This window comes from Glycocaulis sp., assembly GCF_052168375.1.
GTDB lineage: Bacteria > Pseudomonadota > Alphaproteobacteria > Caulobacterales > Maricaulaceae > Glycocaulis.
In genome coordinates, this window is record NZ_JBQLZR010000327.1 from 1 (window position 1) to 9,820 (window position 9,820).

Below are 9,820 nucleotides of genomic sequence, written 5' to 3' on the forward strand. Positions count from 1 at the left end.
CTTACCGCGTGAAAATCCGCGCGCCGGGCTTTGCCCACCTTGCGGCCATGGACCACCTCAACAAGGGGCATATGCTGGCTGACGTTTCGGCCATTCTGGGCTCGCTCGACATCGTGTTCGGTGAGGTGGACCGGTAATGCATCCCGTTGCCGCCATACCGGCCGTTCTGGTCCTGACCGCCTGCAACCCATTGGGGATGCTGGCTGACGGGATTCACGACGATGTGCTTCACGACTTTCCGCCGACGGCGCGCCAGACCTATGTGGCGAACTTTGCGATGGATTGCCGTGAAGGCGCGGAAGCAGGCGAAGCCCTGTGCCGCACTTGCACGGTAATGGCGCTGGGCGAGGGTCACGGCTTTGCGGTAGACGCGGAACTGTACGAGCACACCCTGCGCGAGCGTGATGGCGGGATGTTCAACGCCATTTCCGCGCCGCTGGGCCGCGAAGACTTCGCCCATGACGGTTCGCCAGAGTCGGTGCGCATTGCTGTAGAGGCGGGCCATGACTGGTGCGCCGCGCAAGGCGAGGGGCGGCTGGCCGTCCTGAAAGATGAACTCGCCGGCGCAGGCGCGGGGGGAATGCACTGATGCTCGCCGCTCACGCCATCGCCAACAGCGCCACCGGGCCTGCCATGCTGGCCGAAGCCCAGCTGGCGGCCTACAACGCGCGTGATCTCGATGCGTTCGCGGCGTGCTTTTCAGACGATGTGGAAGTCTATGACTTTCCGGGCGCTCTGAGCCTGAAGGGCCGTGAGGCCTTCCGGGTGCGCTATGTCGAGCGGTTCAAGAGCGAGGGCCTGCACGCGATTGCCGTGCATCGCGCCGTGATCGGCGCCCGCGTGATCGACCATGAACGTGTATGGCTCGAGGGCGAGGCCAAGTCCGCGCCCATCGATCTTGTTGTGATTTACACCGTGCGCGACGGGCTGATCGCGCGCGTCGACTTTATCAGGGAAGGGTAGCCGGGATGAGCGTCCGCCGTCTTGCCGCCGCCGAAGTGCAACCGGAAAGCTTCTCGTTTTCAAAGGAAAGCGAGACAAAGATCACGTTCTGGATGAACAAGTATCCGGCTGACCGGAAGGCCTCTGCCGTCATTCCGCTGCTCTGGCTGGCCCAGAAGCAGGAAGGCTGGGTGTCCGAGCCCGCCTTGCGCGAAATCGCGGCGCGTTGCGAGATGCCCTATATCCGCGTCTACGAGGTCGCGACCTTCTACACCATGTTCAATCTGGAGCCGGTCGGCCAGCACCTCATCCAGGTCTGCGGCACGACGCCGTGCTGGCTGCGCGGCGCGGATGGCCTCAAAGAGGTCTGCGAGAAGCGCATCGGCAAGAAGGGCCGGGGCAATGTCAGTGCCGACGGCAAGTTCTCGTGGGAAGAAGTGGAATGCCTCGGCGCCTGCTCGAACGCGCCCATGGTCCAGATCGCCAACAAGGATGGCGATTTTTACTACGAGGACCTGACCCCGGCTGCACTGGAGACACTTCTGGACGATCTCGCCGCCGGCAAGCCGGTGACGATGGGTCCGGTCTCGGGGCGTGTATGCTCTGAGCCGGTCGAAGCCGATGTGGCCGTTCTGGCGGCGGCAGAGCTTTATGATGGAAGCCGGGCCAAGCCCTTGCCCTTCCTGCCGAACACGCCCGCAGCGCGCGCCGCTGCCGAGAAGGCGGAAGATCCGGCCCCGGTGAAGAAGGCGCGCCCGGCCCGCAAGGCGCCTGACGCCGATGAGGCCGGCGGCGCCGTGAAAAGCGCTCCGCGAAAAACCTCCAAAGCCGCCGACGCCGCCAAGGTCGGAACGTCCGGCCCGAAAAAGGTAACGGCCAAGGCAGCCGAAAAGAAAACCGCAGCGAAGAAGGCGCCTGCCGCGAAGACGGCGGCGAAAAAGCCCGTCGCCAAAACGGCTGCTGCGAAAAAGCCGGCGGCAAAGAAATCTGCTCCGAAGAAGGATACTGAATAATGCTTCTTCACGATAAAGACCGGATTTTCACCAACCTCTATGGCCGCCATGACTGGCGCCTTGAGGGGGCGAAGAAGCGCGGCTGCTGGAACGGCACGGCCGAAATCCTGCAGCAGGGGCGCGACTGGATCATCGACGAGATGAAGGGGTCGGGCCTGCGCGGACGCGGCGGGGCGGGTTTCCCGACGGGCCTGAAATGGTCCTTCATGCCCAAGGAAGTGGGCGCGCGCCCGCACTATCTCGTGGTCAATGCGGACGAGTCCGAGCCGGGCACCTGCAAGGACCGGGAGATCATGCGCAATGATCCCCATCACCTGATCGAAGGCTGCCTTATCGCCAGCTTCGCGATGCAGGCCCACGCCTGCTACATCTACATTCGCGGCGAATACGTACACGAGCGCGAGCGCCTCGAGGCGGCCATTGCCGAGGCCTACAAGGCCAAGCTCATCGGCAAGGACAATGTGAACGGCTGGGATTTCGATCTCTACGTCCACCACGGCGCCGGCGCCTATATCTGCGGCGAGGAAACTGCGCTTCTCGAAAGCCTGGAAGGCAAGAAGGGCCAGCCGCGCATGAAGCCGCCATTCCCGGCGGGTGCGGGTCTTTATGGCTGCCCGACCACGGTGAACAACGTGGAATCCATTGCTGTGGCGCCGACAATCCTTCGCCGCGGCAAGGAGTGGTTCCTGCAGTTCGGCCGTCCGAACAATTCGGGCACCAAGATCTTCTCCATTTCCGGTCATGTAAACGCGCCGTGCAACGTGGAAGAGGCTATGTCGATCCCGCTGAAAAAGCTGGTCGAGACCTATGCTGGCGGCGTGCGCGGCGGCTGGGACAATCTCAAAGCCGTCATTCCGGGCGGTTCGTCCGTGCCGCTCATCCCGAAGGACATCTGTGATGATGTCCTGATGGACTTTGACGCGCTGCGCGATGTGAAATCCGGCCTCGGTACGGCGGCGGTCATCGTCATGGACAACTCCACTGACGTGGTGAAGGCCATTGCCCGCATCAGCTATTTCTACAAGCACGAGAGCTGCGGCCAGTGTACGCCCTGTCGTGAAGGCACGGGCTGGATGTGGCGCGTGCTGGAGCGGATGGCACGCGGCGAGGCTGAAACAAGCGAGATCGACGATCTGCTGGACGTCGCCGGCCAGGTGGAAGGCCACACGATCTGCGCGCTCGGTGACGCGGCTGCCTGGCCTGTACAGGGCCTGATCCGCCATTTCCGTCATGAGATCGAGGACCGCATCAATAATTACCGCGCCGGCAAGCCGGTCTTCGTTCCGGTGGCAGCGGAGTAGGGAAGCGATGAAACACTTCATCCTCTTCTACCAGACGGCTCCGGACTACATGGAGCGCCGGGGCGAGTTTCGCGGCGCCCATCTGGGGCTGGCGCGCGAGTTCGTGGCGCGCGGCGAGATGGTGCTCGGCGGCGCGCTGGCCGACCCGGCCGATGGCGCGGTTCTGGTCTTCAAGGGTGAAGACAAAAGCGTTGCCGAACGGTTCGCGAACGAGGACCCGTACGTGAAGAACGGGCTGATCGCGAGCTGGAATGTACGCGAATGGACAACGGTTGTGGGCGAGGGCGCCCTTACAAAGGTTTGATGGCCATTAGGCCCGTGGAGCAGGTTGGATGAGCGAGAATACGCGCACCATCATCATTGACGGTGAAGAGATCACCGTCCCGCAGGATTATAACCTGTTGCAGGCAGCAGAGGCAGCGGGCCGCGAGATTCCGCGCTTCTGCTATCACGAGCGCCTGTCGGTCGCCGGCAACTGCCGCATGTGCCTGGTCGAGCTCGTCGGCGCGCCCAAGCCGGTGGCGTCTTGCGCTTTCCTTGTGCGCGACATGCGCGGCGGGCCAAATGGCGAACCGCCTGCCATGCGCACGCTGTCCCCGCTGGTGAAGAAGGCGCGCGAAGGGGTGATGGAGTTCCTGCTCATCAACCACCCGCTTGACTGCCCGATCTGTGACCAGGGCGGCGAGTGCGACCTACAGGACCAGTCGCTGATGTATGGCCGCGCCGGTTCGCGCTACGGCGAGAACAAGCGCGCCGTCGAAGACAAATACATGGGTCCGCTCATCAAGACGGTGATGACGCGCTGCATCCAGTGCACGCGCTGTGTGCGCTTTGCGACCGAGATTGCCGGTGTTCCCGAAGTCGGTGCTATCGGGCGCGGCGAGGACATGGAGATCACGACCTATCTGGAACAGTCCATGACGTCGGAGCTTTCCGGCAATGTCATCGATCTGTGCCCGGTCGGCGCGCTGACCTCGCGCCCTTACGCGTTCAACGCGCGGCCCTGGGAGCTGACAAAGACCGAAACCATTGACGTGATGGACGCTATCGGCTCGAACATTCGTGTCGACAGCCGTTCCGGCGCAGTCCTCCGCATCATGCCGCGCATCCATGAAGGCGTGAACGAGGAATGGATTTCCGACAAGACCCGCTTCGTGTGGGACGGGCTTGGGCGCCAGCGCCTCGACAAGCCTTACGTGCGCAAGAACGGCAAACTCACCGCCATTGGCTGGGATGAGGCGCTGACCGTCGCGGCAGACAGGCTTTCCGGCAAGGCAGAGAAGATTGGCGTCATCGCTGGTGACCTCAATGATGCCGAAGGCCTGAAAGCCGCCAAGGACCTGTTCGACGCGCTCGGCGTGACCTCGCTCGACTGCCGTCAGGACGGCTCAAAGCTCGGTGGTGGTCCGCGTGAAGGCTATCTCTTCAACGCGACGATTGCCGGCATCGACAAGGCCGATGCCATCCTGCTCATCGGCACCAATCCGCGCGTGGATGCGCCGGTTCTCAATGCCCGCATCCGCCAGCGCTGGCTCAATGGCAAGCTGGATGTCGCGATGATCGGCGAAGCGGCGGACCTGACCTATCCCTACGAGCATCTGGGCGCTGGCCCTGATGCTATCGGCGCACTGGCCAAGAAGCGCTCCGGCTTCATCAAGACGCTCAAGGACGCGAAAAACCCGATCATCATCCTCGGCAGTGCGGCTACCGCCCGCGAAGATGGTGCGCAGGTTCTGCGCGCTGCAGGCGAACTCGCGAAATCGGCCGGGGTTGTCCGCGAAGGCTGGAACGGCTTCTCGGTTCTGCATACGGCAGCCAGCCGCGTGGCCGGGCTCGACATGGGCTTCCTTCCGGGCGAGGGCGGACGGGACACCTCCGCCATTCTGGACGGTGCGCAGTCGGGTGATCTCGAGACGGTTGTGCTTTTGGGCGCTGACGAGATCGACACAGGCAAGCTCGGCAAAGCCTTCGTCATCTATGTCGGCCATCATGGCGATGCCGGAGCCATGCGCGCCGATCTGATTTTACCATCAGCCGCTTACACCGAAAAGTCGGGGCTTTACGTGAATACGGAAGGCCGCGCGCAGATTGCTGAACGCGCCGTCTTCCCGAAAGGTGAAGCGAAAGAGGAGTGGGCGATCTTCCGGGCTCTGTCAGCCCGCCTGAACAAGACGCTGCCCTATGACAGCCTCAACGCGCTGCGGGCAAAACTCATCGAGGCCGTCGAGAGCTTCGGCCAGATCGACCACGCGCCGGGCGCTGACGGTAGCGCCGGGTTCGATCCGGCAACGCTTGGCGAAGCGGGCGATGTGTCCGATGCGCCCTTCGCGCCGGCCATGACGGATTTCTATCTCACGAACGTCATCGCGCGGGCGTCCAAGACAATGGCGGAGTGCTCGGCTGCGGCGAAAGCTGCCCGTGCAACCCTGCAAGCGGCGGAGTAGGCAGACATGAACGATTTCGTCACCGAATTCGGTCCGGTCTGGGGCACGGCACTGGCGGTCGGCCAGATCCTCGCCTTCATGGTCGTGCTGCTGCTCTCGCTGGCTTTCCTGCTTCTGATGGACCGCAAGGTCTGGGCCGCCGTGCAGATGCGCAAGGGGCCGAACGTGGTGGGCGCATTCGGCCTCCTGCAGTCGTTTGCCGACTTCCTGAAATTCGTCCTGAAGGAAATCATCATTCCTGCCGGCGCGGACCGTCCGCTCTTCATCCTCGCGCCGCTGATCACGTTCACGCTCGCCTTCATCGCATGGGCCGTGATCCCGGTTGCGCCGGGCTGGGTGATTTCCGACATCAATGTCGGCATCCTCTTCCTGTTCGCGATCTCGTCGCTGGGTGTCTATGGCATCATTATTGGCGGCTGGGCGTCCAACTCGAAATACCCCTTCCTCGGCGCGCTGCGCTCGGCGGCGCAGATGGTCTCCTACGAGGTTTCCATCGGCTTCGTGATTGTCACGGTCCTGCTGATGGCCGGCACGATGAATTTGTCAGAAATCGTCATGGCGCAGTCCGGCGGCTTCTGGAACTGGCACGTCCTGTCGTTTGACCTTCTGCCGTGGCCGGTCTTCGTCATCACCATTCCGATGTTCGTGATCTTCTTCATTTCGGCGCTGGCGGAGACGAACCGTCCGCCCTTCGACCTGCCGGAAGCGGAATCGGAACTGGTTGCCGGCTATCAGGTGGAATATTCCTCCACGCCCTACCTGCTCTTCATGATCGGCGAATATCTGAGCATCGTCCTGATGTGCTCGCTGATGACCGTGCTATTCCTCGGTGGCTGGCATGCGCCGCTGGACTTTGCGCCCTTCACCTGGGTGCCGCCCGTCTTCTGGTTCGCGCTGAAAGTGCTCTTCCTCTTCTTCATGTTCGCGATGGTGAAGGCCCTGGTGCCCCGTTACCGCTACGACCAGCTCATGCGTCTGGGCTGGAAGATTTTCCTGCCGACCTCGCTCGTTGCCGTCGCCGTGATGGGCGCCGTCGTCGTCTACTCGAATGCAAGCTAGGACCTCCTCATGAGCCGTATCGCCCAAACCCTGCGCGGAGCCGCCCTGATGGATTTCTGGGGCGCGTTCGGCCTTGGCATGCGCCAGCTTCTGACGCCCAAGCCGACCGTGAACTACCCGTTCGAGAAGGGCCGCCTGTCGCCGCGCTTCCGCGGCCAGCACGCCCTGCGCCGCTATGCCAATGGCGAAGAGCGCTGCATTGCCTGCAAGCTGTGCGAGGCGGTGTGCCCGGCGCAGGCCATCACAATCGAGGCCGAACCGCGCGAAGACGGCTCGCGCCGCACCACGCGCTACGACATCGACATGGTCAAATGCATCTATTGCGGCTTCTGCCAGGAAGCCTGCCCGGTCGATGCGATCGTGGAGGGCCCGAATTTCGAATACGCCACCGAGACGCGCGAAGAGCTTTACTACGACAAGGAAAAACTTCTCGAGAATGGGGATCGCTGGGAACGTGAGATTGCCCGCAACCTCGAACTCGACGCCCGCTACCGGTAAGGCTAGAAGGGCGCCCGACTCATATTAGCCCGGCCCGGAAAGCCTTTTTCCGGTGCTGTTTACGACCAGACAGCCCACGGCCCGTTCCGGCCCAAGGGGGGACCATGCTGCAGGCAGCGGCGTTTTACATTCTGGCAGCTACGGCGGTGATTTCCGCCTTCATGGTGGTGGCCGCGCGCAACCCCGTGCGCGCCGTGCTGTTCCTGATCCTGACCTTCTTCGCTGCGGCCGGCCTGTTCGTCATGCTGGGCGCGGAGTTCCTCGCCATGCTGCTGGTCATTGTCTATGTCGGCGCGGTCGCGGTGCTCTTCCTCTTCGTGGTGATGATGCTCGACGTGGACTTCGCCGCGCTGAAAGAGGGCTTCCTGAACTATCTGCCGCTCGGCGGCGTGGTCGCACTGGCGCTGGTCGGCATCCTGTCGCTCACGGGCGTGACCTGGGTCGTGTCGGACACGGCCGGAGCCGCGCTGCAATCGCCGGTCCCTGCGGACATGAGCAATGCCGAGGCGCTCGGGTCCATCCTTTATGACCGGTATGTCTTCTTCTTCCAGCTGGCCGGTCTCGTGCTGCTGGTGGCCATGATCGGCGCGATCGTGCTCACCTTGCGCCACCGTGAGGGTGTGCGCCGGCAGAACATTGCCCGTCAGGTCCAGCGCCGCCGCGAAGAGGCGGTCGAGCTGGTCGATGTCAAATCAGGCGAGGGGATCGGCTAATGTTAGAGATCGGTCTTGGACACTATCTGACGCTGGCTGCGATCCTTTTCACGATCGGCGTGTTCGGCATTTTCGTGAACCGCAAGAATGTCATCATCCTGCTGATGTCGATCGAGCTCATCCTGCTGTCGGTGAACGTGAACCTCGTCGCGTTCTCCTCCCACCTCGGAGACATGACCGGGCAGGTGTTCGCGATGTTCATCCTTACTGTCGCGGCGGCCGAGGCTGCCGTTGGCCTCGCGATCCTCGTCGTCTTCTTCCGCAACCGCGGTGATATCGCGGTTGAGGGCGTCAATCTGATGAAGGGCTAGAGCGGCTATCATGGCATTTATCGTCGTTTTCGGACCCCTTCTGGCTTCCATCATTGCCGGCCTGTTCCACAAGCAGATCGGCACGCGGGCGAGCCAGCTCATCACGACAGGCGCCACCATTGCGGCGGCGCTGGCGTCGGCCTGGCTGTTCGTGGATGTCGCCATGCTTGGCAATGCGCGCACCTACGAGCTGGCCCAGTGGATGGCCGTCGGCAATTTCGACATCAGCTGGAACATCCGCCTCGACACCCTGTCGGCGGTGATGCTGGTCGTCGTGACCAGCGTTTCGGCGCTCGTTCACGTCTATTCCTGGGGCTATATGGCTGAAGACCCGCACCGCTCGCGCTTCTTCGCCTATCTGTCGCTGTTCACCTTTGCCATGCTGTCTCTGGTGACGGCGGACAATTTCCTGCAGATGTTCTTCGGCTGGGAAGGCGTCGGTCTCGCCTCTTATCTGTTGATCGGTTTCTGGTACAAGAAGAAGTCGGCCAATGACGCGGCCATAAAGGCGTTCGTGACCAACCGTGTTGGCGATTTCGGTCTCGCACTCGGTGTCATGGCTGTCTTCGCCGTATTCGGCACGCTCTCCTTCGATGAAGTGTTCGCACAGGTTCAGGACGGCACTGTCCAGACCCTGACCCTCTTCGGCATGGAGTTCATGGCGCTCGAGCTGATCGCTTTCCTTCTGTTCATCGGCGCGATGGGCAAGTCGGCGCAATTCTTCCTGCATGTCTGGCTGCCCGACGCCATGGAGGGTCCGACGCCGGTTTCCGCGCTTATCCACGCAGCGACCATGGTGACGGCGGGCGTCTTCCTGGTCTGCCGGTGCTACCCGATCTACGAGCTGGCGCCGAACACCTCGGCCATCATCACCTTCATCGGTGCGACGACGGCGCTCTTTGCCGCGACCGTTGGCCTTGCCCAGAACGATATCAAGCGCGTGATCGCGTATTCGACATGCTCGCAGCTGGGCTACATGTTCTTTGCGGCGGGCCTCGGCCTCTACTCCGCCTCCATGTTCCACCTGTTCACGCACGCCTTCTTCAAGGCGCTGCTCTTCCTCGGTGCAGGGTCCGTCATTCACGGCCTCCATCATGAGCAGGACATGCGCAATATGGGCGGTATCTACAAGCTGCTGCCTGTTACGTGGATCATGATGCTGGTCGGCACGCTGGCCCTTACCGGAGTGGGCATTCCGCTCGTGCAGTTCGGTTTTGCGGGCTTCTTCTCGAAGGACATGATCATCGAGGAAGCCTTCATGGCGGGCGCGGACGGCGTGACATTCGGCTATTTCGCCTTCGTCATCGCCATCATCGCGGCAGGCCTGACATCGTTCTACTCCTGGCGCCTCATCTTCATGACGTTCCATGGCAAGTATCGCGGCGACAAGCATACGCTTGATCACGCGCACGAAAGCCCGTGGATCATGATCGTGCCGCTTCTCCTGCTGGCCATTGGCGCCGTATTTGCGGGCGGCCTCTTCCGCGGCGATTTCGTGGGCAGCGGCGCACTCGGCTTCTGGGCGGGCAGCCTGGCTCC

The 9,820-nt window shown here is 62.6% G+C and carries 10 protein-coding genes and 2 pseudogenes; all 12 read left to right on the forward strand.

Features of this window, described 5'->3' with window-relative positions; all coding sequences use genetic code 11:
- Nucleotides 1-137 (forward strand): annotated as a pseudogene (locus ACTS2Z_RS13610) (NADH-quinone oxidoreductase subunit D); the annotation flags it as partial.
- Nucleotides 137-589 (forward strand): hypothetical protein, encoded by a 453-nt coding sequence (locus ACTS2Z_RS13615; RefSeq protein ID WP_442573748.1) that lies wholly within the window; start codon nucleotides 137-139, stop codon nucleotides 587-589. The pseudogene ACTS2Z_RS13610 and the gene ACTS2Z_RS13615, both read left to right, overlap by 1 nt.
- A complete protein-coding gene (locus tag ACTS2Z_RS13620) occupies nucleotides 589-963 on the forward strand; it encodes a nuclear transport factor 2 family protein (RefSeq protein WP_442573749.1) in 375 nt (124 codons plus the stop codon). The genes ACTS2Z_RS13615 and ACTS2Z_RS13620 overlap by 1 nt, the downstream gene beginning before the upstream one ends.
- Before the next feature lie 5 nt (nucleotides 964-968).
- Nucleotides 969-1,679, forward strand: a pseudogene (nuoE, locus tag ACTS2Z_RS13625) (NADH-quinone oxidoreductase subunit NuoE); the annotation flags it as partial.
- Between the two features lie 275 nt (nucleotides 1,680-1,954).
- Nucleotides 1,955-3,256 (forward strand): NADH-quinone oxidoreductase subunit NuoF, encoded by a 1,302-nt coding sequence (gene nuoF, locus ACTS2Z_RS13630; RefSeq protein WP_442573750.1) that lies wholly within the window; start codon nucleotides 1,955-1,957, stop codon nucleotides 3,254-3,256.
- Between the two features lie 7 nt (nucleotides 3,257-3,263).
- A complete protein-coding gene (locus ACTS2Z_RS13635; protein WP_442573751.1) occupies nucleotides 3,264-3,560 on the forward strand; it encodes a YciI-like protein in 297 nt (98 codons plus the stop codon).
- Nucleotides 3,561-3,588: 28 nt separating this feature from the next.
- Nucleotides 3,589-5,700 carry an NADH-quinone oxidoreductase subunit NuoG gene (nuoG, locus tag ACTS2Z_RS13640; protein ID WP_442573752.1) on the forward strand — a complete coding sequence of 704 codons (2,112 nt, stop codon included), beginning with the start codon at nucleotides 3,589-3,591 and terminating at the stop codon, nucleotides 5,698-5,700.
- Nucleotides 5,701-5,706: 6 nt separating this feature from the next.
- The gene (nuoH, locus tag ACTS2Z_RS13645; RefSeq protein WP_442573753.1) at nucleotides 5,707-6,759 is read left to right on the forward strand and encodes an NADH-quinone oxidoreductase subunit NuoH; all 1,053 of its coding nucleotides are present in this window, start codon (nucleotides 5,707-5,709) and stop codon (nucleotides 6,757-6,759) included.
- 9 nt (nucleotides 6,760-6,768) lie between these two features.
- The gene (nuoI, locus tag ACTS2Z_RS13650; protein WP_442573754.1) at nucleotides 6,769-7,257 is read left to right on the forward strand and encodes an NADH-quinone oxidoreductase subunit NuoI; all 489 of its coding nucleotides are present in this window, start codon (nucleotides 6,769-6,771) and stop codon (nucleotides 7,255-7,257) included.
- A gap of 104 nt (nucleotides 7,258-7,361) precedes the next feature.
- On the forward strand, nucleotides 7,362-7,970 hold the full coding sequence (locus ACTS2Z_RS13655; protein WP_442573755.1) for an NADH-quinone oxidoreductase subunit J: 609 nt from the start codon (nucleotides 7,362-7,364) through the stop codon (nucleotides 7,968-7,970).
- Nucleotides 7,970-8,281: an NADH-quinone oxidoreductase subunit NuoK gene (gene nuoK / locus ACTS2Z_RS13660; RefSeq protein ID WP_442573756.1), complete on the forward strand. Its 312-nt coding sequence runs from the start codon at nucleotides 7,970-7,972 to the stop codon at nucleotides 8,279-8,281. Before ACTS2Z_RS13655 ends, nuoK begins: the two co-directional genes overlap by 1 nt.
- A 10-nt stretch (nucleotides 8,282-8,291) precedes the next feature.
- Nucleotides 8,292-9,820, forward strand: a 1,529-nt coding sequence (gene nuoL / locus ACTS2Z_RS13665; protein ID WP_442573757.1) for an NADH-quinone oxidoreductase subunit L, incomplete at its 3' end; no start/stop codon positions are given.

What these genes read in the sequence shown, in the direction of transcription:
- ACTS2Z_RS13615 (WP_442573748.1), top strand. Translation starts at nt 137, where the DNA reads ATGCATCCCGTTGCCGCCATACCGGCCGTTCTGGTCCTGACCGCCTGC.
- ACTS2Z_RS13620 (WP_442573749.1), top strand. Translation starts at nt 589, where the DNA reads ATGCTCGCCGCTCACGCCATCGCCAACAGCGCCACCGGGCCTGCCATG.
- nuoF (WP_442573750.1), top strand. Translation starts at nt 1,955, where the DNA reads ATGCTTCTTCACGATAAAGACCGGATTTTCACCAACCTCTATGGCCGC.
- ACTS2Z_RS13635 (WP_442573751.1), top strand. Translation starts at nt 3,264, where the DNA reads ATGAAACACTTCATCCTCTTCTACCAGACGGCTCCGGACTACATGGAG.
- nuoG (WP_442573752.1), top strand. Translation starts at nt 3,589, where the DNA reads ATGAGCGAGAATACGCGCACCATCATCATTGACGGTGAAGAGATCACC.
- nuoH (WP_442573753.1), top strand. Translation starts at nt 5,707, where the DNA reads ATGAACGATTTCGTCACCGAATTCGGTCCGGTCTGGGGCACGGCACTG.
- nuoI (WP_442573754.1), top strand. Translation starts at nt 6,769, where the DNA reads ATGAGCCGTATCGCCCAAACCCTGCGCGGAGCCGCCCTGATGGATTTC.
- ACTS2Z_RS13655 (WP_442573755.1), top strand. Translation starts at nt 7,362, where the DNA reads ATGCTGCAGGCAGCGGCGTTTTACATTCTGGCAGCTACGGCGGTGATT.
- nuoK (WP_442573756.1), top strand. Translation starts at nt 7,970, where the DNA reads ATGTTAGAGATCGGTCTTGGACACTATCTGACGCTGGCTGCGATCCTT.